At 70.8% G+C, this 23,403-nt stretch carries 21 protein-coding genes; 9 read left to right on the forward strand and 12 right to left on the reverse strand.

The annotated features are described in order from the left end of the window. The first annotated feature begins 189 nt into the window (after positions 1–189). On the forward strand, positions 190–618 hold the full coding sequence (locus HB662_RS07225) for a hypothetical protein (RefSeq protein WP_168048666.1): 429 nt from the start codon (positions 190–192) through the stop codon (positions 616–618). A gap of 21 nt (positions 619–639) precedes the next feature. Here HB662_RS07225 and HB662_RS07230 read toward each other — a convergent pair whose 3' ends face one another. From HB662_RS07230 to HB662_RS30045, 3 genes are all read right to left on the reverse strand, one after another. After that, a complete protein-coding gene (locus tag HB662_RS07230; RefSeq protein ID WP_168048668.1) occupies positions 640–825 on the reverse strand; it encodes a hypothetical protein in 186 nt (61 codons plus the stop codon). A 209-nt stretch (positions 826–1,034) separates the two neighbouring features. Further along, on the reverse strand, positions 1,035–1,709 hold the full coding sequence (locus tag HB662_RS07235) for an acetyltransferase (protein ID WP_168048670.1): 675 nt from the start codon (positions 1,707–1,709) through the stop codon (positions 1,035–1,037). A gap of 23 nt (positions 1,710–1,732) precedes the next feature. Next, entirely contained in the window at positions 1,733–3,355 is a 1,623-nt protein-coding gene (locus HB662_RS30045) for a transglycosylase SLT domain-containing protein (protein WP_168048672.1), read from the reverse strand. 313 nt (positions 3,356–3,668) lie between these two features. Here HB662_RS30045 and HB662_RS07245 point away from each other — a divergent pair, with 313 nt between their 5' ends. From HB662_RS07245 to radC, 5 genes are all read left to right on the forward strand, one after another. Further along, on the forward strand, positions 3,669–4,283 hold the full coding sequence (locus tag HB662_RS07245; RefSeq protein ID WP_245185486.1) for a glycine zipper 2TM domain-containing protein: 615 nt from the start codon (positions 3,669–3,671) through the stop codon (positions 4,281–4,283). A gap of 55 nt (positions 4,284–4,338) precedes the next feature. Continuing rightward, the gene (locus HB662_RS07250) at positions 4,339–5,181 is read left to right on the forward strand and encodes an ABC transporter permease (RefSeq protein WP_168048674.1); all 843 of its coding nucleotides are present in this window, start codon (positions 4,339–4,341) and stop codon (positions 5,179–5,181) included. An 11-nt stretch (positions 5,182–5,192) separates the two neighbouring features. After that, positions 5,193–5,930 (forward strand): ABC transporter ATP-binding protein, encoded by a 738-nt coding sequence (locus HB662_RS07255; RefSeq protein ID WP_168048676.1) that lies wholly within the window; start codon positions 5,193–5,195, stop codon positions 5,928–5,930. Then, complete coding sequence (locus HB662_RS07260; protein WP_168048678.1) at positions 5,927–8,464, forward strand: glycosyltransferase; 2,538 nt, start codon at positions 5,927–5,929, stop codon at positions 8,462–8,464. The genes HB662_RS07255 and HB662_RS07260 overlap by 4 nt, the downstream gene beginning before the upstream one ends. 353 nt (positions 8,465–8,817) lie before the next feature. Further along, the gene (radC, locus tag HB662_RS07265; protein ID WP_168049395.1) at positions 8,818–9,594 is read left to right on the forward strand and encodes a RadC family protein; all 777 of its coding nucleotides are present in this window, start codon (positions 8,818–8,820) and stop codon (positions 9,592–9,594) included. A gap of 59 nt (positions 9,595–9,653) precedes the next feature. Here the strand turns inward: radC and HB662_RS29640 are convergent, their stop codons facing one another. From HB662_RS29640 to HB662_RS07310, 9 genes are all read right to left on the reverse strand, one after another. Continuing rightward, positions 9,654–12,812 (reverse strand): glycosyltransferase, encoded by a 3,159-nt coding sequence (locus HB662_RS29640; protein ID WP_168048680.1) that lies wholly within the window; start codon positions 12,810–12,812, stop codon positions 9,654–9,656. A gap of 2 nt (positions 12,813–12,814) precedes the next feature. Beyond that, positions 12,815–13,807 carry a GHMP family kinase ATP-binding protein gene (locus HB662_RS07275; RefSeq protein WP_168048682.1) on the reverse strand — a complete coding sequence of 331 codons (993 nt, stop codon included), beginning with the start codon at positions 13,805–13,807 and terminating at the stop codon, positions 12,815–12,817. Then, positions 13,804–14,742 (reverse strand): NAD-dependent epimerase/dehydratase family protein, encoded by a 939-nt coding sequence (locus HB662_RS07280; RefSeq protein ID WP_168048684.1) that lies wholly within the window; start codon positions 14,740–14,742, stop codon positions 13,804–13,806. The genes HB662_RS07275 and HB662_RS07280 overlap by 4 nt, the downstream gene beginning before the upstream one ends. Further along, the gene (locus HB662_RS07285) at positions 14,726–15,673 is read right to left on the reverse strand and encodes an NAD-dependent epimerase/dehydratase family protein (RefSeq protein ID WP_168048686.1); all 948 of its coding nucleotides are present in this window, start codon (positions 15,671–15,673) and stop codon (positions 14,726–14,728) included. The genes HB662_RS07280 and HB662_RS07285 overlap by 17 nt, the downstream gene beginning before the upstream one ends. A gap of 62 nt (positions 15,674–15,735) precedes the next feature. Next, positions 15,736–17,007, reverse strand: coding sequence for a class I SAM-dependent methyltransferase (locus HB662_RS07290; RefSeq protein WP_209443146.1), 1,272 nt, complete (start codon positions 17,005–17,007; stop codon positions 15,736–15,738). Then, positions 17,000–17,932 carry an NAD-dependent epimerase/dehydratase family protein gene (locus tag HB662_RS07295; RefSeq protein ID WP_168048688.1) on the reverse strand — a complete coding sequence of 311 codons (933 nt, stop codon included), beginning with the start codon at positions 17,930–17,932 and terminating at the stop codon, positions 17,000–17,002. Before HB662_RS07295 ends, HB662_RS07290 begins: the two co-directional genes overlap by 8 nt. A gap of 82 nt (positions 17,933–18,014) precedes the next feature. Continuing rightward, on the reverse strand, positions 18,015–19,271 hold the full coding sequence (locus HB662_RS07300; protein ID WP_168048690.1) for a glycosyltransferase: 1,257 nt from the start codon (positions 19,269–19,271) through the stop codon (positions 18,015–18,017). After that, positions 19,268–20,482, reverse strand: a complete 1,215-nt coding sequence (locus HB662_RS07305) for an HAD-IIIA family hydrolase (RefSeq protein WP_168048692.1) — start codon at positions 20,480–20,482, stop codon at positions 19,268–19,270. The genes HB662_RS07300 and HB662_RS07305 overlap by 4 nt, the downstream gene beginning before the upstream one ends. Next, positions 20,475–21,047, reverse strand: a complete 573-nt coding sequence (locus HB662_RS07310; protein WP_168048694.1) for a D-sedoheptulose-7-phosphate isomerase — start codon at positions 21,045–21,047, stop codon at positions 20,475–20,477. The genes HB662_RS07305 and HB662_RS07310 overlap by 8 nt, the downstream gene beginning before the upstream one ends. Before the next feature lie 611 nt (positions 21,048–21,658). Between HB662_RS07310 and HB662_RS07315 the strand changes: the two genes are divergently transcribed. From HB662_RS07315 to HB662_RS07325, 3 genes are read left to right on the forward strand one after another with little or no spacing between them, the layout of a single operon-like run. Continuing rightward, the gene (locus HB662_RS07315; RefSeq protein ID WP_342449474.1) at positions 21,659–21,967 is read left to right on the forward strand and encodes a class I SAM-dependent methyltransferase; all 309 of its coding nucleotides are present in this window, start codon (positions 21,659–21,661) and stop codon (positions 21,965–21,967) included. Beyond that, on the forward strand, positions 21,964–22,164 hold the full coding sequence (locus HB662_RS07320; RefSeq protein WP_168048698.1) for a hypothetical protein: 201 nt from the start codon (positions 21,964–21,966) through the stop codon (positions 22,162–22,164). Before HB662_RS07315 ends, HB662_RS07320 begins: the two co-directional genes overlap by 4 nt. 16 nt (positions 22,165–22,180) lie before the next feature. Beyond that, entirely contained in the window at positions 22,181–23,377 is a 1,197-nt protein-coding gene (locus tag HB662_RS07325) for an FkbM family methyltransferase (protein ID WP_168048700.1), read from the forward strand. Positions 23,378–23,403: the final 26 nt, after the last annotated feature.

Consider the following 23,403-nt stretch of genomic DNA (forward strand, 5'->3'; position numbering starts at 1 on the left):
CCTCTTGCGGCATCGTGATCGTGCCGCAACGGGCGGTGCGACGGGCCGTTGCACGGCGTCCGAAGCGCCGACAATCCGCGGAAGGCGGCCGGCGGGCGGTGGTTGTGGGGCGCCAGGCCAGGGCGCCGCCGGGTTGATCGGGATGCTCCGGGCCTCATCTGCCTTTCTCACATTGGGAGACCGCCCCGCATGCGCCGCACCCTGATCACCGCCGTCATCGCCCTCGCCGTCGCCCCGCAAGCGGTGACGGCGCAGGAATTCGACAGTGGCTGGCGGCGGATCGCGCCGGGCGACCTGGTCAATCTGGAGCTGACCGGCGGCGGCATCCGGCTGAACAATTTCGTGGTGGCGCCGGTCGGGCCGCAGCGGGAAGGGCAGGCGCTGGTGAACTACAGCTTCTCCGCCACCGCGCTGAAGCAGGTGGAGGAACGGCGCAGCGTGCGGGTGGAACTGGTGGGCGTGAATGCGGACCGGATGCCCACCATCACCTCATCCCTCGCCTTCAACATCGGCGGGACGCAGCCGAACCGGACCTCCATCGACCGGCACCGATTCGTCGCCCTGCCCGCCGATATCGAGGCGACCGAGGCCTACATGCTGCGCGTGATGGTGCCCTGAGGGTGGTGCCCTGAGCCGCCTTCAGCGGATCAGCAGGCCCAGCGCGACCATGCCGACCAGCAGCACGATGCCCGCCCGCACCGCAGTCATCAGGTCGCTGGTCTTGCTGGCAGGTCCCGTATCCTCATCATCCCAGCCGGAGGAGATGATGGGGTAGTCGGGGCGCGGGGGCGTGGCAGGTGCGGGGTTGGCCAGATGGTTGGGCATGGCGCGGGGCGCCAACGCATTATCCGCCAGCGCAGCCGGCGGCCGCAGGCCGAGGAGGCCGCGTTGATCGTGGGGGTTCTGGGTTCCGGGGGCCATGGGCCGGCAGTATTCTCCCCCCGAAAGGAATCTTCCAGCACTCAGCGGTTACAAACTCACCTTTTTGTGACGCATGAGAGGCCGCCCGGTCCGTTCCCGACAACCGGGCCGTGTCATCCGTGACACTTTTGCGCGTCGCTCGCGCCGGGCGCCGGGCTGCGCATCGGTCGCGCCGGCACGCCGCCGAGCCGCGCGCCATCCGGCACCGGTCCCGTCACGGCGGCACCCGGCGCCACCAGCACATCGGCGCCCAGCGTCACCGCCGGCCGCACCACCGCGCCGGCCGCCACCAGCGTGCGCGCGCCGAGTTTCACGCCGCCACACAGCACCGCGCCAGGGCCGAGATGAGCGGCCTCGCCCAATTGGCATTCGTGCTCGACGATCGCACCGGTATTCACCAGCACCAGCCGTCCGAGCCGTGCCAGCGGCCCGAGCACCGCGCGCGCCATCACCTGGCAGCCGGCGCCCAGCGTGGCGGAGGGGGAGACCAGCGCGGCCGGATGGACCAGCGCCGGCAGCGTGAAGCCCGCCGCCTCGCAGCGGGCGCCGAGGGCCGCGCGGGTGGCATTGTCGCCGATGGCGACCGCCGCCTCGGCAAGACCCTGGGCGCGCAGGGCCTGCAGCAAGTCGGTGCCGCCGAGTCGCGCGCAACCGAGGACCAGGCCACCGGCGCCCGGCCCGTCATCCAGCAGCCCGGCGATCGCCCGGCCACTGGCACGCAGCGCCTCGATCACCACCAGCGCATGGCCGCCCGCGCCGATCACCAGGACAGGCCCGGAAGCCGGCATCGCTCAGGATACCGGCTTCGCGCTCAGACGCCCGGCGCCACCACCATGCAGGCGCCGCTGCCGCGCAGGCGCTCGCAGGCCTGTTCAGCGGCATCGCGGTCGGCCAGCCCGGTCACGCGGGCCCGGTACAGCGTGGACCGCCCCTGCGGCACCGGCTGCACCTGCGCCCGGACGCCGGAGGCACCGACGCGGCTGCGCGCCTGGCCGGCCGCGTCCCGCGCCAGGTTGGCGGAGGCGAAGGCCCCCACCTGGATGCCCCAGCCGCCACCGCCCGCGGGTACCGAGGCGACCAACGGGCGGGCCGGCAGGGTGCTGGCCTGCGCCTGCGGGATCAGGCCAAAGCCGCGCGAGGCCGGCGCCGCCGCCACGCCCGGCGGATCGACCCGCACGAAGGGCAGCGCCTGCGGCTGCAGCGCCGCGACGGAGGGCGCGAGCTGGCGCGGCTCCGGCTGACGCGGCTCCGGCCGGCTGGCCGCCGCCAGGGCGACGCGCGGCGCGACCGGCGGCGGTGCCGCGAGCGGCTCGGCGGCGACACTGCCGACGCTGCTGTAGCTGCTGAAACTGCCCGAGCTGACGCCGGCCGAGCTGAAGCTGGCCGAGCTGCTGGCGCTGCCAGGATCGCCGGGGCTGACCACCGGCTCCATCCGCGTCACCTGCGCCGGCGCAGCGGCCATCTGGTAGCCACCCCCGAGGCTGCTGGACGGCGGCGGCGTGGCGGCGAAGTCGCCGGGGCTGGCGATCGGTTCCATGCGGGTCTGGAAATCGCCCAGGCTCGCCACCGGCGCCATCGCCACCACCGGCCCCTGGACCGCCCCTTGGGCCGCGGCCTGCGAAACCATGAAGCCACCGGCGGAGGCGAGCTGCGTCGGCGCCGAGTAGCTCTGCGTCGAGCCGTCCGGAATCGGGTCCATCCGCACCACCGGGCCGGGCGGCAGGCTGGCCACCTGGACGCCCGGGTCCACCGCGCGGCGCTGGTCGCGCAGCGCCAGCATGGTGGCGGTATCGCCGCGGCGCGGGCCGGCCGGGATGCTCAGCGGAATCTCGGCGGCGGCATAGACCTCCGGCGCCGCGCGGCGGTTCGGATGCGCGCCCTGGATGCGCGGTCCGATGCGGGCGACGTAGTTGCGGGTTTCCGCCGGCAGGCCGCGACCACCCCACAGGTAGTCCTCGAGTCGGCGCGGGCCGGCATTGTAGGCGGCCAGGAAGCCCGGCGCGCCGTACAGCTCATACATCTCCCGCAGATAGGCGGTGCCGGCCATCAGGCTGTCCCACGGGTGATAGGGATCGGTGCCGAGGCCGTACTTGCCCTGCAATTCGCGATAGGTGCCGGGCATCACCTGCATCAGCCCCATGGCGCCGACGCGGGAGGTGGCGGAGACGCGGCCACCGGATTCCTGGCGCATCACCTCCCGGATCCAGCGCTCCGGAATGTCGAAGCGCTGCGAGGCCTGGGTGATGTAGGGGCCCCACGGGTCGTGCGAGGGGCCGGGCGGGTCGTAGCTGTGCGGCCGCGCCCATTGCGAGGAGGAGGCCGCCGGGCCCTGGGTGACCGCCCTTTGGGTGGTCTGGCCGCAGGCGGCCAGCATCCCCAGAAGCAGGCAGGCAGCCAACGGGCGCCCCATGCCCGTAGCGCTGAACCGGTTCATGCCAGGATCTCCGTCGGTTGCGGGTGTCGATCCCGAGGCCTGCCCCCCCGGCCCGCGCATCGCCCCCTAGCGATGCACCGGCCCAGGCCAACCCCGACTTCCGTCCCGTCGTTCAAGTCCGCTCGCAAGTATCGGAGGCAATTGCCTAACCCAATGCGACCGGCGGAGGCAAGGACGAGATCATGGCAGAACGCGCCCCGATCGCGCCATCGTGGTGGAACAAACTGTGCGCAGCGCCTATTTCTGGCCTCTCGTCACCGCAACCATTCCGGCACCAAACCTGCCGACCATTATACCGTGAGGTAACGTGACCATGCGCCTGACCCCCACGCGCCTGACGCAAAGGCTGATCCCTGCCGTCGCAGCCCTGGCCCTGGTGGCCGCCCTGCCGGCCTGCGCGCCGCAGCAGACCGGCAGCACGGTGCGTGCCGGCACGCTGGGCAGCGCCGCCTCCGTCTCCTACGGCACCATCGTCGGCAGCCGTCCGGTGCAGGTCGCCGGCGGCGGCAGCGGCATCGGTACGGTCGGCGGCGCGGTGGCGGGCGGCATCGCCGGCAGCTTCATCGGCGGCGACACCCGGTCGAACCTGCTGGCCGGCCTGGGCGGCGCCCTGCTCGGCGGCCTCGCCGGCAGCGCGGTGGAAGGCGGCATGACCCGCGGCACCGCCATCGAGTTCGTGGTGCGGGAGGATCGCGGCGGCGACATCGCCGTGGTGCAGACGAATGAGGAAGGGCTGCAGGCCGGCGACCGCGTGGTGATCACGCGCGGCGACCGGGTGCGCCTGTCCCGTGCCGCGGGCGGCCCGCCGCCGGCCGCCTACGCGCCGCCGCCGCAGGGCTACTACGCGCCGCCGGGCGCCGGCACCGGGGCACAGGTCTCCAGCCCCTATGACGCCGTGCCGCAAGGCTATCGTGGGACGGTGAAGTAGCCGGTCCCGGCCGTAGCTATGGCCCGGCGCAACCCGCCGGGCTATGAGCCGCCGCATGCTCGACCAAACCGCCGCGACGATGCCGGCCTACCATGTCGATGCGGCAGACCCGCAGCGACTCCGCAAGGCGATCGAGGATGTCCGACTCGGCGCCAGCCGCTGGCGCCTGGCCTTCACCCTCGCTTGGCTTGACATCCGCAACCGCTACCGCGGCTCCGTCCTCGGGCCGTTCTGGTTGACGCTGTCGACCGGCGCGATGCTGCTGGGCCTCGGCCTGCTGTACTCGACGCTGTTCAACATGTCGCTGCGGGAATACCTGCCGCATCTGGCGGTCAGCCTGGTGATCTGGAACGCCATCAGCCAGATGGTGAACGACGCCACCACCAGCCTGACCGCGTCGGAGGGCATCATCCGGCAATTGCCGCTGCCCTACACGGTGCATGCGCTGCGCTGCGTGATGCGGAACGGCATCATCGCCGCGCACAACTTCCCGCTGATCCTGGTGGTCTTCCTGATCTGCGGCCACCTGCCGGGGCCGGAAGCGGTGCTGGCGATCCCGGGCCTTATCCTGATCGCGATCAATTCGGTGGCGGCGGCGCTGTTCCTCGGCATGCTCTGCGCCCGCTTCCGCGACATCGGCCCGATCGTCGGCAGCACCATGCAGCTCGCCTTCTTCCTCACCCCGATCCTGTGGAAGCCAAGGCTGCTCGGGCATTGGGAGGCCTGGATGCCGCTGAACCCGTTCTACGCGATACTGGAGACGGTGCGCGGCCCGCTGGTGGAGGGTGGCGGCCCGCCCTTGGCCTGGGTCGCGGCCATCCTCTACACGATTGCGACGGTGGTGGTGGCGGCGGTGTTCTTCGTGCGCTTCCGCGGCCGCGTGGCCTTCTGGGTGTAGGGCGCAGAATCATGGCCGTGATCGAAGCCCGCGGGCTCTGCCTGGACTTTCCCTATTATCACATCGGCGCGCGGTCGCTGAAGAAGCGGCTGATGGGCAAGTCCCGGCTGCATACGGACCCGTCCAACCGGATCGTCGTCACCGCGCTGCGCAACCTGGATTTCCGCATCGGCACCGGGGACCGCGTGGCCCTGGTCGGCCCGAACGGCGCCGGCAAGACCACGCTGCTGCGGACGCTGGCCGGCGTCTATGAACCGGTCGCCGGCAGCCTGACCGTCACCGGCCAGATCGGCGCGCTGATCGACGTGGCCGCCGGCATGGACAACGAATCGACGGGCCGGGAGAATGTCCGCCTGCGCGGCCTGTATCGCGGCCTGACGGATGCCGAATGCGACCGGCTGGCGGAGGAGGTGGCGGAATTCGCCGGCCTCGGCGATTTCTTCGACGTGCCGATCCGCACCTATTCGGCCGGCATGGGCGTGCGGCTGTCCTTCGCCATGGCCACCGCCATGCAGCCCCAGGTGCTGCTGATGGATGAGTGGTTCCTGGCCGGCGATGCCGCCTTCATGGCCAAGGCGGAGGAACGCCTGGCCCGGCTGGTCGGCGGCGCCGACATCATGGTGGTCGCGACGCATGACTTCGCCGTGGTGCGCCGCTGGTGCAACCGCGCCATCCGGCTGGAGGGCGGGATGATCCTGGCCGACGGGCCGGTCGAGGAGGTCCTGGGCGGCCTCGAAGCGACGGCGTGAGCGGCACTCCAGCTCTTTTCTGCATCGCCGACCCCAGCCTGCGGGATTTCGTCGGCCACCATTTCTCCTACGACCACGCGGTTGCCGAAGCGGCGCGCGCCGCCGGCTTCGCCACCCTGGTGCTCGGCCATCGCGCATTGCCGGAGGATGTCGCCCGCCAGGCCGGCGCCGTGCCGGCCTTCCACGATGACATCTGGGCGCAACGGGCGGGCGGCGGCCCGATCCGGCGGCGGCGGGACGATCTGTTCCGCAACCGCCGCTTCGCCGAGGACCTGCTGGGCGCGCTGCCGAGGGACCTGCCGCCGGGGTCGATCCTGCTGGCGCATATGCTGACCAAGCGGCAGATGCTCGGCCTTGCGCGGGTGGTGGAGGCGCTGCCGCGGCATGTCACCATCATCGCCCTGCTGCGCTACCAGACCGAATTCTACGATGACGGCCTGACCGGCCGCGCCTTCGCCCGGCTGCGCCGCGCGGTCGGTGATGGCGCAAGGCTGCGGCTGGCCTCGGACAGCGCCCGGCTGGCGCGGCGCATCGGCCGGCTGGCCGGCCTGCCGGTGGAGGTGCTGCCGATTCCGCACACGCCGCCGGACCTGCCGCCGCCCGCGCCACCCCCGTCTGACCAGTCCGCAGGCCGCGCGCTGCACATGGTCAGCCTGGGCAATGCGCGCGACGAGAAGGGTTTCCTCGAGATCCTGGCGGCGATCCGGCTGCTGCGCGCGGAACCCGCCGGGCTGGCCGGGCTGCGCTTCACCCTGCAGGCCAATGACGCGGCGCCGGATGTCGCCGCCGCGATCGATGAATTCGCGCTCGACCTGCCGGAGGAGGTCCGGCTGCTGCGCCGGGCGCTGACGCCCGAATCCTACACCGCGCTGCTGGCCGAGTCGGACCTGGTGCTGCTGCCCTATTGGCGCGAGATCTATGAGGCCCGCACCTCCGGCGTGCTGCCGGAGGCGCTGGGCGGCGGCCGCCCGGTGATCTGCACCGCCGCCACCTGGATGGCGGATGAACTGGCGCTGTGCGGCGCCGGGATACTGGTGGCGGATCGCGACCCGAAGGGCCTGGCCGCCGCGATCCGCCAGGCGCATGCCGCCTGGCCGCGGCTGGCCGCCGGCGCGCTGGCCGGACGCGCCGGCTGCCTCGCCCGGCATGGCGGCGCGGCGCTGATGCGCGCCGTGCTGGCGCCGCCGCCGCCGCCGCTGCCGCCGGAGCCGCCGCGGCGGGTGCAGGTATTCTATCCCTGGCCCGATTTCCTCGACCGGAAGGCCGGCGCCAGCCTACGCAGCAACCTGATGGCGGAGGTCATCGCTCCGCATGTCGAGGAGCTGCGCGTGCTGCAGGACGGCGCCGCCCCCACCACCCGGCGCGGCAACATCCTGGTGGAGTCGCTGCACGAACGCCGCATGATCCGGCTCGCCAAGGGCCTCGCCTGGCGCGGCCTGCGGCTGGCTGCCCGCCCGCTGAGCGGCGCGGCGCAGGCCGGCGAGGTGCTGTTCCCCTGGCTGCACCTGCAACGCCTGGCGGACCCCTTCTTTCGCCGCCGCATCGAGCGGCTGGTCGCCAGTGCCGATGCGGTGCTGCTGGAATACGGCTTCTGGGCCGGGCCGGTGCTGCAGACCTGCGAACGCCTCGGCGTGCCCTGCGTGCTGACGGCGCATGACGTGATCGAGGACCGGGTGCCCGGATCCGCCCTGCTGCGCCGGCTGACCGCCTGGCTCGAAGCCCGCGCGCTGCGCCGGGCGCCGAAGGTGGTGGCGGTGACGCCCGGCGACGCGGCGCATTTCGCGGCGCTCGGCGTGCAGGCGCAGGTGGTGCCGAACCCGGTGGACCTCGCCGCCATGTCCCGGTCGCTGCCGGTGGCGCCGCGGCTGATGCTGCGGCGCATGGGGATCGAGCTGCCGGAGCGGCCCTTCGGCCTGTTCGTCGGCAGCAACCACCCACCCAACATCACGGCGGTGGCGCATCTGCGCGCCCTGGCCGCCCGGCTGCATGCCGGGCTGGGCGAGGCGGCGCCGCTGATCGTCGTCGCCGGCAGCGCTGCGCCGGCGGAGGAAGCGCCCGGCTTCGTAGTCCTGGGCCGGGTGCATGACGTGGTGCTGGCCGCGCTGTACCAGGCGGCGCATCTCGCCCTGGTGCCGCTGCCGGAAGGCACCGGCAGCTCGCTGAAGACGCTGGAGGCGATGGCCGCGGGGCTGCCCGTGCTCGGCACCAGCGTCGCCTTCCGCGGCCTGCCGGTGACGGATGGCGAGCAGGGCGTGGTGGAGGATGATCTCGACCGCTGGGCGGCATTGCTGCCGGCGCTGGTCGCGGATGCGGCGGGGCTGGCACGGCTGGCCGCGGGCGGGCGGGCGCTGGCCGCCGGCTACGACCATCGCCGCGTGATGGCCGCCTACCTGCCGCTCCTCGGCCTGCCCGTAGATGCCGAGCCTGGCCCGGCTCTGCCCCTGCTGCTGGCGGAGACGCCGCCCTTCCCGCCGCGCGCCACCGCGCGGTCCCGGCTGCCGGCCTTCAGCGGCGGGACGCTGCCGGGCCGCTAGAACGCCGCACCGCGTCAGTTCGCCCGCCGCATCCGAAGCATCGGTCGCCATCGCGTCGCGGCACAGGATGGTGGAGGTCATCCGGCTTCACCCCTGGCCGGCCTGGCTACCGCGTGCGGCGCAGCGACTTACAATCAACCCAGAGTAGAATAAGTCTCCCTGACTCAAAGGTTAATGGCATAGTCCCGCCGTTCAGCGGGAGGTCAGGCCTGGTGTGGTTGTGGAAGCTACTGACTGCAGCGCTTACGTTGCGCCGGGCCGCATCGCGGGGCGAGCGCAGCGGAGATCGCTACGCGACCGCCACCTACCGCGCGCCGGGATTTCAGGAGGCAGCAGACCTGCAGAGCCTGGAGATGAGAGATGAGCCGGGCCGCTCTCTCTATCGGCCTCCGGCGGAGCGTGGCGATGCGCCATGCGGCAGCGCGCCCAACAGGGGTTCGGACGCGGTGCCTTTCCCCAGCACCGGCCCGCACGGGCATCGCGGTCGCATGCGCGAGAAGATGCTGACCCGAGGCCCGGATGCGCTCGCGGATTACGAGCTTCTTGAGATGCTGCTGTTCTTCGCCATTCCGAAGGGCGACACCAAGCCACTGGCCAAGGCCTTGATCAACCGCTTCGGTAGCTTCGCGAAAGTCCTGGCGGCGCCCCAGCAGGATCTCCTGAACACGCGAGGCCTCGGGCCGCACAGTGTCACGGCATTGAAGCTTGTCCAGGCCTCCGCGCTTCGGATGGCGAGGGCGGAGGTGATGGATGCGCCGATCCTGAACAAATGGGATCTGCTCATCGACTACCTGAAGCTTGTCATGGCGCGGGAGCAGATCGAGCAGTTCCGGGTCCTGTTCCTGGACACCCGCAACCGCCTTATCGCGGATGAGGCGCAGGCGCGTGGGACGGTCAACCACACGCCGGTCTATCCGCGGGAGGTCGTCAAGCGCGCGCTCGAGCTGCATGCGACCGCGCTGATTCTGGTCCACAACCACCCCTCAGGCGACCCGACACCCTCCAAGGCCGATCTTGAGATGACGCGCGAGGTGAAGCAGGCCGGGTTGATCCTCTCGATCGTGCTGCACGATCACATCATCATCGGGAACGGGCGGGTGTTCAGCTTTCGGCGCGAGGGGCTTCTCTAGCTTATTGTTCCAACGCATTTTCCGAGTCGCCTTGCGAAGCCGCAAGGCGTGAAAATGCTCTACCCCACGCTCCACGACCACCAATGCTGTTCGTAGCGGTTGTCGTTGAAGACCTGGAAGGGCGGGTCGGACTCCAGCCCCAGCCTCTCGCGCTGCCGCCGCGCCTGGGCCTGCGCCGCGCGCAGCTGGCCGACGCCCCAGATGCGGCGGGGGATGCCGCTGCCGGGGCGGCGCACATCATCCGGCACTTCCTCGAAGCCACGGATCAGCGCAAGGGCGCGGCGGGTTTCCTGCCAGGCGGCGGCGGCCCAGTCCGGCCGGTCCTCCCGCCGCATCAGGTGGTCCGACAGCGCGGCGGCCAGGTCGTAATCGGTCGAGAGATGGCCGCAATAGGATTTGCGATAGCCGAAGCAATCCCGCAGCAGCGCCGCCGCATCCTCCGGCGCGCGCTGGCCGAAGGCGTAGTCCATGCCCGCCGCGCTGCGCCACAGGTACCAGGCGCGCAGATCCTCGATCTCCGCCCGCGGATGCTGCGTGGTGCGCTCCTCCGGGTAGTTGTTGAAGATGCCGAGCGGCGCGGGAATGTGGATGCTGCGGATATGCGGCATCACCCGGTTCTTGAACTCGGTATCGCCGGCGGCCCGGAAGCCCTCGTCGTAATAGCCGAAGCGGTCATGGATCGAGCGGCGGTACAGCGCGCCGACCCAGGACAGGTAGCAGGTCTCGAGATAGACCAGGTCCTGCCGGTAGCCGGTCCGGTCATAGACCATGATGTCGTTGTCGTAGACGCCATGCTTGTCGACATTGGTGACGATGCTGTCCGCCATGGCCCAGTCGGCGGAGCCATCGGCATCCAGCGCATCGGCCAGCTGGCGCAGCGCATCCGGGTGCAGCCCCTCATCGGCGCCGAGGAAGGCGAGGTAGGGCGCGCGGGCCAGCTTGATGCCGCGGTTCCAGGCGGCCTGGATCGTCTCCCGCTCCGCCGAGCGGGCGAAGCAGATCGGCAGGCCGGGATGCGCGGCGGCGAAGGCGGCGAAGGCGGCCTGCTCATCGGCCGGGGAATTGCTGTCCACCAGCACCACCTCCAGCCCGCCCTGTTGCGCGAGCGTCTGTCGCGCCAGCATCCCCAGCAGCGTCGGCAGCTTGTCGGCGGCATTGTAGAGCGAGGCGATGACGCAGGCGCGCGGCTGGGCCCTGATGCCGCTCCGCGGTTGGGCCGCCAGGTCGCGCCGGTCGTCCAGCACGGCGAGCGGCAGATCGGGCTTGCTGCGGTTGCGGGCATAGGCGCCGCGCATCAGCTCCAGGCAGCGGGCCGGGCCATCCGCCGCGCCATCGAACATCGCCTCCGCCGTCAGGGCCTCCTGCAGGAAATTGTTCTGGCGCAGGGTATGGGCGATGAAGGGCAGGTCGCCGCGCGGGTCGCCGCCGACCCAGCGCAGCGTCCGCAGCAGGTAGGTGGCCGCGGTCAGCGGGTTGCCGAGGCGGCGTTCCAGCCGCGCCATCTCCCGGAACAGCACCACGCGGTCGGCCAGATGGGTGCCGACGGCGGCTGTCAGGCAGCGCAGCTTGGCCTCGATCTCCTCCGCCCTGCGTTCCGGCATGGCGCGCAGCCCGGCCAGCAGCGGCGGCAGGTGGGACAGGTTGCGGATCTGGCCATAGGCCTTTTCGTCGAAGCCGCCGCGCAGCCGGATGGCGCCATCCACCTGCCCGACCAGCGCACCGCGACGGGAATGGCCCGCCGGCGTGGTGGCGATGGCGCGCAGCCGGCCGGCGATATCCAGCATCTCGGACCGCGCCCGGTGCGGCAGCATGCGCCAGGCGCCGCGAAGGGCGCGCTTCACCGGCAGCACGCGATGCGCCCGCCGCGCCCCGGCGAGCAGCGCCATGCGGCCCTGTTCCAGCCGCGCTTCCGCCGAGTGGCGCAGGCCCTGCGGCGGGTCCATCAGCGCGGCCGAGAGCTGCGCCACGATCTCGATCGCTGCCTGCTGCGCCCGCACATCGGCGGCGCCCTGGCGCTGGTGCAGCCGGTCGAGCCCCGACACATCCGGCACCAGCGCCGCCTGGTGCAGCGCCTGCGCCAGCCGGTCCCGATACGCGTCGTAATCGCCCAGCACCTGCGCCGCCGCCGCCGCCGCGCCACGCGCGCAATCGATGTCGACCACCGCCCAGTCCAGCCCGGGCACGTTGGCGCGCAGCCATTGCGCGACGCCGGCGCGGTCCGAGACCAGCGTCGGGCAGCCGCGGCAGATCGCCTCCAGCGCCGTCAGGTTGAAGGTGTCGTGGCGGGAGGGCAGCAGCAGCAGGGATCGCCCGCCGAGCAGCGCCTGCACCGCGTCGCGCCCCATCGGGCCGGTCATCTCCAGCCGCGCCTCCAGGCCACGCCGGCGGGCGGCGGCGCGCAACAGCGCCTCCGAGCCCTGGCCGAGCCGGTTCGGGCCTTCCGGGCCGATCAGCAGCAGCCGCCGGTAGCTGTCCGGGTCGAGGCCCCAGGCGGCGTCGAGGAACAGGTCCGGGCCTTTCCACTTCTCTCGCCGCCCGATGAAGGCGAGGTCCGGCGCGCCATCCTTGCGGTCCGCGGCGCGCGGCGCGGGGACGCCGGTGATCACCAGCGGGTCGAGCAGCGTGACCGGCGCCGGGATGCGGCGCTGCCAGGCGCGGGCGTAGCTTTCGCTGATGGCGTAGCGCCCATCCGCGGCGCGGAACTGCAGGTGTTCGCGCACCCGCAACTCGGCCAGGATACGGCCCTCATCCTGCCCGGTCGGCCAGCCGGCGCGGAAGGCGTCGGACAGGGTGCCGTGCAGGGAGACGACGACCCGGTCCACCGTGCAGCCTTCCGCCGCGAGCGCGAGCCGGATGAAGGGGCCGAGCTGGGTATAGTCCGGCACGTCCACCACATCGAAATCCACGCGGCCGCAGGCCAGGGCGACGGAGCGCGCCATGTTGCGGGCGATGCGCCAGACCCACAGGAAATGGTGCAGCGTCTCCGGCACCTCCTGCGGCAGAGCCAGCAGCTGGTCCACCAGCGGGATGGCGCGCGCATTGGCCGGGCGCTGCGCGTCGGCGGCTTCCTCGCGGCGGAAGTAGAACCAGCTATCCTGCGGCCGGTGCAGCATCATCCTGCGGAACACCGCCTGGCCGCCGCCGACCTGGCCGAACAGGTCGGCATCCAGCACCAGGATCCGGCGGCCTGCCGATCCGGAGGTCTCGGCAGACGACATGCTCAACCCCTGAGGATGGTGGCGCCGAGCGTATCGAGCCCGACGGGAATGAGGGAATGCTCCGCCATGCGCAGCCGGAAGCCGGCCTGCAGATCCGGCGGCACCAGCATCAGCAGGAAGCCGCCGGCGCCGGCGCCGCACAGCTTGCCACCCAACGCCCCGGCGGCACGCGCCTTGTCGTAAAGCGCGTCGATCTGCGGCGAAGACACCTTGGAGGACAGGCGCTTCTTCGTCTCCCACCCCTCATGCAGCATGGCGCCGAATTCGCGCAGCAAGGCGCCTGGCTCTGTACCCTCCAGCACCGTCTGCGCCTGGTCCACCAGGGCCAGCAGATGCGTGAGATCCTTGTCCGAGGCACCGGACTTGGTCTTCGCCATCTGCTCGTCCAGCGTGGCGGATGCGAAGCGCGTCATGCCGGTATAGACCAGGAACAGCGAGGAGGTCAGCGCCGCCTGGCATTCCGCCGTCATCTGGATCGGGCTGATGCGGGTGCGGTTGCCCTCGAAGTCGAAGCGGTTCAGACCGCCGAAGGCCGCGTGGTGCTGGTCCTGCACGCCGCAATTCTCGCCGAGCAGGCCGCGCTCCACATGCACCGCCTCCCGCGCCAGATCCATCTTGGTGGCACCGCGGCCCAGCAGCTCGAACAGCAGGTTCACGAAACCCACGGTGAAGGAGGAGGAGGAACCAAGGCCGCTGCGCGCCGGCAGATCCGCCATGATGGAGATGTCGAGCGGGCTGCCATAGCCGTAGTGGCGGATCGCCTCCCGCACCACCGGATGCTCGATCGCGTCCAGCTCCCGCACCTGCTCCATCTTCGAGTAGGAGATGCGGTAGCGGTAATCCAGGATATTGGTCAGCCGCAGCGCCGCGACATAGACATACTGGTCGATCGCCATGCCGAGCACGGCGCCACGGGCACGCGCGAAATATTCGGGGTAGTCCGTGCCGCCGCCGAAGAAGGACACGCGCAAGGGCGTGCGGGAGACGGTCATCATCGGTGGGCGTTTCCTGCTTGGCGACCAGCCAGGATCTGCGAAACGCCCTGCTCCACACTCAGCTTCGGGCGCCAGCCGGTGCGCTCCAGGAAGCGCGTGGAATCCAGGCTCTTGTAGCCGGCGCCCTGGAAGGAGCCGGGCGGATGCACGATGCGCGCATCCCAGTGCAGCGCGGCCAGGATCGCCTTGGCGCAGTCGCCGATCTCGACCGGGGCGTTGGGGGTCACGTTCAGCACGCAGTCGGTGAAGGCGGCGTCGGCGGCGAGGATGGCGTCGATCTGGTCATGCACATGCAGAAGGTCGCGTACCGTGTGCGGGTTTCCCCACACCTCGAATTCCATCGCGCCACTGGCCTGGGTGCGGATGGCGCGGTCGATCATCGCGGCCATGAAATGCGCGCGGGTATCCTCGGTATGCGCATGCGGGCCATAGACGGTGGCGAGCACGCAGTGCAGCCAGCGCATGTCATATTGCTTGCCGAACACCTCGCAGCCCGTCGCGAGCAGTTCCTTGGCCAGCGCGTAGCCCTGCACGGAGGGGTGCGGCCGACCGATGCCGAATTCCGCCTCCGGCGTCGCATGGTCCGCTTCCGCATAGGTGCAGGAGGAGCCGAGCGAGACCAGCTTGGCCTGCGGCTGATGCGCCCGCCAGGCATCCAGCACGTTCAGGTGGATGCGCGCATTGTCGCGCAGCAGTTCCCCCTGGATGCCGTACTGGATCTGCCCGGTCCGCTGCTTTGTGATCGCGTGAAAGATGCGCCCGGCCTTCGGCGCATCGCGCAGGGCGCGGTCCACGACGGTCGCATCGGTGAAATCCCCGGCGGCGCGGCCGATGGCGTGCACCGGCCAGCCCTCGGCGGTCCAGCGCTCCACAAGGTTCCGGCCCAGGAAGCCATCGGCGCCGAGGATGATGGTCGGGCTATCGGCGTAGGGCATCGCGGTACCAGGCAAGAGTTGCGGCCATGCCGTCATCCAGGCTGCGGAAGGGCGCCAGCCCCGGCAGTAGCTGGCGCAGCTTCGCCGCCGCGGCGCGGCGTACCTTCACGCCACGGTTCCCGGCGGCGGGCGGCGAGGTCAGCTTGATCGGGCGCTGGCGGCCCGCCGCGCGCATCGCGCATTCGGCCAGGTCGCGCACCGTGCGGGTTTCGCCGAAGGCCAGGTTCACCGCCTCCGTCACGCCCGTCAGCTTCAGCGATTCGACGAAGGCCGCGGCGGCATCGCCCGAATAGATGAAGTCGCGTTCCGCATCCGGATCGCCGCGCACCTCGAATTCCGGCGCATCGCCGGCGGCGCGGATGACGAAGGCGGTGGCGACATGCGCCTCGTCCTCATCCAGCGTGTCATGCGGGCCGTAGGGATTTGTCAGGCGAAAGCTGATGGTGCTGATCCCCATCCGCCGACGCCACAATTCGGCGGTAATCTCGCCCCAGCGCTTCGACCAGGCATAGGCGGCCTCGCCATCATGCGGCCAGTCGTTCAGGTCGAGCGCAACGGCATCATCCTGTACCGCCCAGGATGCGGGATAGACGGCGGAGGAGGAGGCGGCGCGGACTTCGGAAATGCCGCGCGCCATGGCGAAGCGATAGACCTGCTCCGTCATCGAAAGGTTGGCGGACAGGATTTCCGCCTGCTGCTTGCCAAACTGGGAAGCGAAGTAGCGATAGGAGGCGACATGGATGATCGCCGTGCCCTGCGGCAGCGCCGGCAGCGAATCCACCGCATCGGCCGCGACGGTCTGCGTGCAGCCCGGCACCGCGGTGCCGGAGGCGTTGACGCCGATCACCACGGGCACAAGGCCCTGCAGCGCATCCACCACATTGCGACCGATGAAGCCGCTGGCGCCCCAGACGACCACCGCCGGCGGCATGGCTTCGTGTGGCGGCCGATTCAGACCTTCGCGCCCTGCGGCGCTACGGTCATCGGACGCACTCATGCGTCCGCCTTGCCGTAGGCGCGCACCTTCGGGATCGGCACCACAAGTTCGCCGCCACCCGCCATATAGGCGCGTTCTTTCACCAGAAATTCATTGATGAAGTTCCAGGCGAGCACGAGATAGGCGTCCGGCCGCGCGCCTTCCTCCGCCTCGATCGGGATGCGCACGCCGGGAATGGCGAGGCCGACCTTCATCGGATTCTTCTCGACCGCCTTCTGCACCAGCTCCGGCCCGATGCCGAAGCTGTTCAGCAGCGTGGCGCCCTTGGCCGGCGCGCCATAGGCCCAGACCGATTTTCCGGCATCCTTGTAGCCCTGCAGCAAGGCGACGAGGCGGGTCCGCAGATCCAGCACATTGCCGGCGAAGGTGCGGTAGGTCTCGATCTCGCCGAAGCCCTTGCGGGTTTCCTCGGCCTGCATCGCCCGCACGCTATCCTGCACCGGGCGGGTGCCCTTGCGGGCGACATGCGCCTCGATGCTGCCGCCATGGATATCCACCAGATCGGCGGAGAACACCTCCAGCCCATGCTGCCCGAGCAGGGCCGAGAGTGACTTCAGCGTGTAGTAGCAGAGATGCTCGTGATAGACCTGATCGAAGGCGGTGTTCTCCACCATGCCGCCGAGGTAGATCGCCTGCACGACGAAGACGCCGTCGCTATCCAGCAGCGCGGCGATGCCTTCCACCACGCTGTGCAGTTCCTCCAGGTGGAAGAACACGCCGGCGGCAGTGATGATCTTCGCCGGGCCGAATTCCTTGCGAATGTCGGCGCAGCATTCCGCGTTGAAGAAGCGGTGCCAGGTCGGCACGCCGGCATCCTGCGCCAGCTTCGCGACATTGCCCGCCGCCTCCACGCCCAGCACGCGGGCGCCGCTGAACGCCCATTGCTTCAGCCAAGTGCCGTCATTGCTGCCGATATCGACGACGAGGTCGCCCGCCTTCACGTCATAGGCGGCGGCGATGCGCTGGCTGGTCTCGAGGAAATGCGCCGGCAGCGTCTTCGTGGTGCCGGAGACGTAGGGATAGTCGGTGAACATCGATTCCTTGGGAATCGTATGGTCGATCTGCACCATGGTGCAGTCCCGGCAGAAGCCGACGCGCAGCGGGTAGTGCGGCTCCACCCCCGGGGCCAGGTCCGGGCGGACGAGCCGGTTGCAATGCGGCTGGTCGCCGAGGTCGATCACCAGCTCGACCCGGCGGGACCCGCAGCAGCGGCAGGCCATGTCCAGCATCACGCCGGGGGCGGGAACCACCATGCGGCTGTCAGACATTGGCGAAGCGCCCGTTGCGGATCATGCGGTAGCCCTTGATCAATTCCTGGATACCCTTGTCCAGGCCATGGTCGGGCATCCAGCCGGTGGCTTCCAGCTTGTCGTTGGAGACGATGTAGTCGCGCTTGTCGGGGTCCTCCCCCACTGGCGCCTCCAGCCAGACGAAGCCGGGCACGTGCTTGGCGATGCGGTCGCAGAGCTGCGCCTTGGACAGGTTGGCCTCCGACAGGCCCACATTATAGGCCTGCTGGCGCATCGATTCGACGTTGTCGATGCCGTGCAGGAAGGCCTTCACCACGTCGCGGATGTGGATGTAGTTGCGCCGGAAATGCGCCTCGAACAGCACCACGGCGCGGTCATTCACCGCGCGCCAGGTGAAGTCGTTCACCAGCAGGTCGAGCCGCATGCGGGGCGCCATGCCGAACACGGTCGCCAGGCGGAAGGACAGGGAATTCGGATGCGACAGCACCGCCTCCTCCGCATCCACCTTGGTGCGGCCATAGAGCGAGACGGGGCGCAGCGGAGTCTCCTCCGTGCAGAAGGCATTGCCCTCGCCCACGCCATAGCCGGAATTGGTGGTGGGATAGGCGATCAACTGCTGCTTGCCGGCGCGCTTCACCAGTTCCACCACCGCATCACGGTTCAGCGAGGTGGCGCCGATCTCGTCCCGCGCGCAGAGCGGCGCGCCGACCAGCGCGGCCAGCGGCAGCACGATATCCGCCTCCCGCAACAGCGGCTCCACCACCCGCATGTCGCGGCAATCGCCGCGCACCGGAGTGAAGTTCGGATCGGCGCAGGAATGGGCCAGGAAAGGTTCGCCCGCGGCGAAAGTATCCAATACGGTCACCTGCCAGCCGCGGCCGAGAAGTGCCGGAACCAGCATCGAACCGATGTAGCCGGCGCCGCCGGTGACGAGCACGCGCATGTAATTCTTTCCCTCGGGCATCGCGGATTCTAGCCGCGTATAGGGTCTGCCGAACCCCTGGGCAACCTGGGGTGGCAGGCGATCATGGCGCCGTGGTGGCGCTCTCGGGGGCATCCATCAGGGCGCGCAACAGCGCATCCGGATTGTGCCGTTCCCGCCAGGCCGGGGCCGCCTGGCGGGCGGCCCGGGTCAGTTCCGGCAGGCGGTCCAGCGCCAGCGCCAGGGCGGCGCCGGCGGGCGCGCCGGCCGGGATGGCCACCGCCCGCTCCGGCCCGGCCGCCTCCGCCATCCAGCAGCCGGCCGGCACCACCGCGGGCAGGCCAAGCGCCAGCGCCTCCGCCAGGATGCCGCTGCTGCGGGCGCCGTAGGTCGGGCCGTCATAGGGCAGCAGCAGCAGGTCGGCCCCCGCCAGCAGCGCCGCGTAATCCGCCGGGTCCAGCGCCCGTTCCACCAGGGCTACGTCCCGCCGGGCGCGCAAGGCGCGATGCGCGCGCTGCACCAGCGGATCGGCCTCCGCCCCCACCCGGCCGGATTGCACGGTGAAGCGGGCGCGGCCGGCCACGGCGGCGATCGCCTCGGGCAATTGTGCGAAACCCTTTTCCGCCCGGGCACCCCCGGCGAAGACCACATGCGGCAGCGCCTCCTGCTGGCGCGGTGCCGGCGGCGGCACCACCACGGGCAGCGGCACCGGTCGCACCGGCAGGCCGGACAAGGCGGCGAATTGCGCGGCCAGCGCCTCGGTATCCGCGAACAGGTGCAGCGCCGGGCCGAAGCGGGCGTGCAGGCGGCGGAGAAGCTGGGGCAGCCGTTCCGGCGCCGGGTCATCCGCCTCCATCTCCGCCGGCATGCGGCGCAGCACCACCAGCAGCTGTACCGGCGGGAAGCCCGGCGCGGTGGCGACGGAATGCAGGTTGGCGCCGGACACGCTGTGCAGCAGCAGCAGGTCGCCCTCCCCCACCCCCAGCGCCGCCAGCGCGGTGGCGAGTTCCAACCCCAGCGGGTCCGCCGCCCCTGCCTGGCGCAGCCGCCGCCGCAGCGCCCGCAGCGGCGGCGCGACCAGGCCGGCGAGCGGCACCGGCAGCCAAGCCGCCAGCCCGAAGGCCAGCCGCCGCGCCAGGCCACCACCGCCGGCGCTCTGGTAGCTGGCGCCGAGCACCGGCTGGGCCGGGATGCGGCCGGCTTCCAGCGCGCCGGTGAAGCCGCGGCCGGCCAACACAAGGGGCAGCAGCCCGGCCGCCTGCGCGGCTTGCGCCACCGCCACGCTGTAGGACAGATGGTGGCCCAGCGGCCCGTTCAGGCCGGGATCGGCGATGACGAACCGCCTTCCCGCCTGCGTCACGCCCGCAGCAACCCCGCCACGAAGGCGTCCAGGTCGCCACCGGGGAACAGGTGGCCCGGAATGCCGCAGGCGGCGGCGGCGGCGACGTCGCTGTCCTTGTCGCCGACGAGGAAGGAGCCATCGGCCTCGATCGGCCAGGTTCCCAGCAGGTCCTCGATCATCCCCGGGTTGGGCTTGCGCCGCCGGCAATCCAGGCGATAGGCGGCGAGCGGCGCCTCCGGGTGGTTCGGGCTGTATTCGAAGGCATCGACATGCGCCCCGGCATCCGCGAGCACGCCGGCCATCCAGCCATGCATGACGCCGACCTGCGATTCCGGGAATTTGCCGCGGGCGACGCCGGCCTGGTTGGTGACCACGAAGACGAACAGCCCGGCATCGTTCAGCCGCTTCACCGCCGCAGCCGCGCCCGGCATCCAGCGCACCTGGGCCGGGTCGTGCGGCCAGCCGGTATCCTCGATCAACACGCCATCGCGGTCCAGAAACACGGCGCGGCGGCGGGCCATGGCGGGAATCACGGTCTGCGCCGCCGCCAGGTCCTCCGGGATGCCGATATCGAGGAAGGCGCCGTCATACAGGCCGCCGCGCAGCAGCCCGGCCTGCGCCAGCTTTGGGAAGACATCCGATTCCAGCGACACGGCGCCGGGCCCGATATGGTCCAGGATCGGCTTGCGCAGCCAGTAGATGCCGCCATTGATCGGGCCACCGGCACCAGGACTGGAGGCATCCGGGCTGCGGGCGGCGAAGCCGTTGATGCGCCCGGCCTCATCCACCGCCACCGTGCCGTAGCGGGCGCCGGGCGCGGTGCGGCGCAGCGCCAGCGTCGCCAGCGCATCGCCCGCCTGCAGTGGCAGGTCCAGCAGGTTCACGTCGAAGCGCGTGTCGCCGTTCAGCAGCAGGAATTCATCCTCCAGCCGGTCGGCGAACAGCAGCAGCCCGCCGCCGGTGCCCAGCGGCTGCGGCTCGATCACCACCTCCACCCGGCTGCCGCGGATGGTCCGGCCGTCGTAGCGGTCGGCGATGGTCTGGCCGAGATAGCCGGCCAGAAGGGTGATGCGCGGAATGCCGAAGCGCGCCACTTCCTCGACCAGCCAGTCGAGGAAGGGCCGGCCGCCGACATCGACCATCGGCTTCGGGATGGAATCGGTCAGCGACCCCAGCCGCGTGCCGCGGCCACCGACCAGGATGGCCGCCTGGCGCACCCCCTCAGGCATCGGCCAGGCGCGCTTCGACCGCGGCGCAGTAGCAATGATAGAAGACCAGGTGGACCTGCTGGATGGCGGGGGTGGAGCGCGACGGCACCGCCAGCAGATGGTCCGACAGCGCCGCCATCCGCCCACCGCCCTCGCCGGTCAGGCCGATGGTCGCCATGCCGAGCTTTCGTGCCGCCTCGAAGGCCAGCACCACATTCTCGGAATTGCCGGAAGTGGACAGGCCGAGGATGACGCCGCCGGCCTCGCCATAGGCTTCGACCTGGCGGGAGAAGACGGTGGCGAAGCTGTAGTCGTTCGACCAGGCGGTCAGCACCGCCGGGTTGGAGGACAGGCAGATCGCCTTCAGCGCGCGCCGTTCGCGCAGGAAGCGGCCGACCATCTCCCCGACGATATGCTGCGCATCGGCGGCGGAACCGCCATTGCCGCAGACCAGCAGCGGCCTGTTCGCGGCCAGCGCGGTGACGGTGGCATCGACCGCCGCCTGCATCACGGAATCCAGCCCCTGGGCGCGCGTGGCGGCCAGAAGCGTCTCGGCCTCCGCCAGCCAGGCATCGAGCGTGATCATCTGTGGGCGCACCTTTCGACAGGGCGTTTGGGGCGCCGGGCATATCCCGCCCGCGTCGTGCGGTCGAGCCTGGACGCAGACGGGTGCGAAGGCTAGACCATGTGGAACCCGACCAGAGGTTGAAATGCGAGCCTGGATAATCGACCTTATCCGGCGGGCCACGGGCACCACGGCCCTGACCCGCCAGATCGAGGCGCTGGAGATCCGGCTCGCCGCTCTGGGCGCGACGCTGGCCCATCCGGCACCGCCCGCCGCCCCGCCCGCAGGCCTCACCGCGGCGGACCGGGACGCGATCCTGCACCAGGTCAACGACACCAATCACAATCTGTGCCTGCACCTGAAGGAAGCGATGCGGCTGCGCGAGCTGGCCAACCGAGACCTTTTCCTGGCCACAGACCGGCTGGCGCGGATCCTGCCGGCCACGCCCCTGGTGTTCGAGGCCGCGCGACCCGTGGCGATGGATACCGACGACCACCTGTTTCCCTGGGGCGCGGCGCAGGACAACACGCCTTCGCCGCGCTTCGTCGCCGCCTGCAAGCGCCATTTCCCCGGCCGCGCCCTGACCTTCCTGGATCTCGGCTGTTCCGGCGGCGGGCTGGTGCTGGATTATCCTGCGTGGCCACGCCGCCTATGGCGTGGAAGGCAGCGATGCGCCGCTGCGCGCGCAGCGGGCGGAATGGCGGCTGCTGCACCACAATCTGTTTACCGGCGACATCACCCGCCCCTTCACCCTGCGGCCATCCAGCCCGGCCGGCCCTGCCGCGCCGCCGGTGGCCTGCGACATCATCTCGGCGTGGGAGGTGATGCAGCATATCGCGGATGCCGACCTGCCAGGCCTGTTCGCCAAGCTGCACACGCATTTGAAGCCGGACGGGCCGTTTGTCGGCTCCATTGCGCTGGGCCGGAGGACAACCCGGTGACCTGGGCGCGCCACCACCGGACCGTACAGCCGCATGCCTGGTGGCAGGCGGGCTTCCCCGGGCTCGGCCTGCCGATGCTGGACCGGCACGCCTTCGCCTTCGAGGATTTCTGCCGCGGCACCAGCAACGGCCCGATCGACGAGAACTACCGCAGCAATCCCGAGATGGGCTTCCACTTCGTCGCCCGACGCCCCTGACCTGACGGAACGAACCATGCGCCAGTCGACCCTCGACATCCTGCGCCGCGCCACCGGAACCACCGTCCTCTGCCAACAGATGGCGCTGCTGGAGGAGGAGGTGGCTCGGCTGCACCAGGTGCCGCGCGGCGCCCCGCCGCAGCCGGCACTGGACCGGATCGCGCGCTACGCCGATTTCCCGCTGCAGACCTGGTGGGAGCGCTCATTGTGGGAGCCGGTGGTGCAGCTTGCGGTGCGCGACCATGTGCGGCCCGGTGACATCGCCTTCGATGTCGGCGCCAATGCCGGCGCCTTCGCCATGCAGATGTCCCGCCAGGCCGGCCCGCGCGGCACCGTCTGCGCCTTCGAGGCCAGCCCCCGCATCATCGGCCGCACACAGCACAATCTGCTGAACGCGGCCTGCCACAATGTCACGCTGTACCATCGCGCCGTCTGGAACCGCAGCGGCGACTTCGTGCATATCGCGGAGGGCAGCCACCTGAACGACCGCGTCGAGACCGGCGCAGGCGGCACCCCGGTGCCCACCCTGGCGCTGGATGATTTCATCGCCGCCACCGGCCTGACGCCCAGCTTCATCAAGATGGACATCGAAGGGGCGGAGCTGGATGCGCTGCGCGGCAGCGCCCGGCTGATCGCGGAGGGCCGTCCGATCATGGCGCTGGAACAGGCGCCCGACGACATGCGCTGCCACGAATTGCTGGTCGCGGCCGGCTACCTCGCCATGGATCTCGGCAGCTACAGGCGGATCACGCGCGGCGAGGATTTCGCGAATCCGACCGGCGTCAACAACGTGCTGTTCGTGCCGGAGGAGAAGGCCAGCGCCTCGCCCTATTTCGACCCGCGGCAGGAGATGGTGGCGAAGCTGGAGGCCTGCGCCTTCACCCGGGACGCCGCCGGCGGTGCCCGCCTGGCGCAGCCGATGGACCTGCCCGCCGGGCGTTACCTGGTGCGCGCGGATTTCTCCGCCAGCGGCCGGGACAACGAGGTCTATGCCGGCGTCGATGCGGATGGCGAGACGGTGTTCCGCTACCATACCTTCACCGCCTTCATGGCGGAGTGCTACCGCGACTGGGTGGTGCAGCTGGATCGTCCCGGCCGCATCGCGCCCTTCCTGCGCTTCCTGAACGGCAGCGATGCCACGCTGGACTGGCGCGGGGCGGAGGTGATCCGCCTGCCGGCCTTCGACAACGTCGCGCCGCCGCTGATCTTCTAGCGGGCTGCCGCATTCTCCGAGCCGCC

This window comes from Falsiroseomonas frigidaquae, assembly GCF_012163145.1.
Classification (GTDB): Bacteria; Pseudomonadota; Alphaproteobacteria; order Acetobacterales; family Acetobacteraceae; genus Falsiroseomonas; species Falsiroseomonas frigidaquae.

What these genes read in the sequence shown, in the direction of transcription:
- HB662_RS07230 (WP_168048668.1), bottom strand. Translation starts at nt 825, where the DNA reads ATGCCCAACCATCTGGCCAACCCCGCACCTGCCACGCCCCCGCGCCCC.
- HB662_RS07285 (WP_168048686.1), bottom strand. Translation starts at nt 15,673, where the DNA reads ATGCCGCCGGCGGTGGTCGTCTGGGGCGCCAGCGGCTTCATCGGTCGC.
- HB662_RS29640 (WP_168048680.1), bottom strand. Translation starts at nt 12,812, where the DNA reads ATGTCGTCTGCCGAGACCTCCGGATCGGCAGGCCGCCGGATCCTGGTG.
- HB662_RS07255 (WP_168048676.1), top strand. Translation starts at nt 5,193, where the DNA reads ATGGCCGTGATCGAAGCCCGCGGGCTCTGCCTGGACTTTCCCTATTAT.
- HB662_RS07290 (WP_209443146.1), bottom strand. Translation starts at nt 17,007, where the DNA reads ATGTCTGACAGCCGCATGGTGGTTCCCGCCCCCGGCGTGATGCTGGAC.
- HB662_RS30045 (WP_168048672.1), bottom strand. Translation starts at nt 3,355, where the DNA reads ATGAACCGGTTCAGCGCTACGGGCATGGGGCGCCCGTTGGCTGCCTGC.
- HB662_RS07280 (WP_168048684.1), bottom strand. Translation starts at nt 14,742, where the DNA reads ATGCCCTACGCCGATAGCCCGACCATCATCCTCGGCGCCGATGGCTTC.
- HB662_RS07235 (WP_168048670.1), bottom strand. Translation starts at nt 1,709, where the DNA reads ATGCCGGCTTCCGGGCCTGTCCTGGTGATCGGCGCGGGCGGCCATGCG.
- HB662_RS07310 (WP_168048694.1), bottom strand. Translation starts at nt 21,047, where the DNA reads ATGATCACGCTCGATGCCTGGCTGGCGGAGGCCGAGACGCTTCTGGCC.
- HB662_RS07295 (WP_168048688.1), bottom strand. Translation starts at nt 17,932, where the DNA reads ATGCGCGTGCTCGTCACCGGCGGCGCCGGCTACATCGGTTCGATGCTG.
- HB662_RS07250 (WP_168048674.1), top strand. Translation starts at nt 4,339, where the DNA reads ATGCTCGACCAAACCGCCGCGACGATGCCGGCCTACCATGTCGATGCG.
- radC (WP_168049395.1), top strand. Translation starts at nt 8,818, where the DNA reads ATGAGAGATGAGCCGGGCCGCTCTCTCTATCGGCCTCCGGCGGAGCGT.
- HB662_RS07275 (WP_168048682.1), bottom strand. Translation starts at nt 13,807, where the DNA reads ATGATGACCGTCTCCCGCACGCCCTTGCGCGTGTCCTTCTTCGGCGGC.
- HB662_RS07325 (WP_168048700.1), top strand. Translation starts at nt 22,181, where the DNA reads ATGCGCCAGTCGACCCTCGACATCCTGCGCCGCGCCACCGGAACCACC.
- HB662_RS07225 (WP_168048666.1), top strand. Translation starts at nt 190, where the DNA reads ATGCGCCGCACCCTGATCACCGCCGTCATCGCCCTCGCCGTCGCCCCG.
- HB662_RS07305 (WP_168048692.1), bottom strand. Translation starts at nt 20,482, where the DNA reads ATGCCTGAGGGGGTGCGCCAGGCGGCCATCCTGGTCGGTGGCCGCGGC.
- HB662_RS07245 (WP_245185486.1), top strand. Translation starts at nt 3,669, where the DNA reads ATGCGCCTGACCCCCACGCGCCTGACGCAAAGGCTGATCCCTGCCGTC.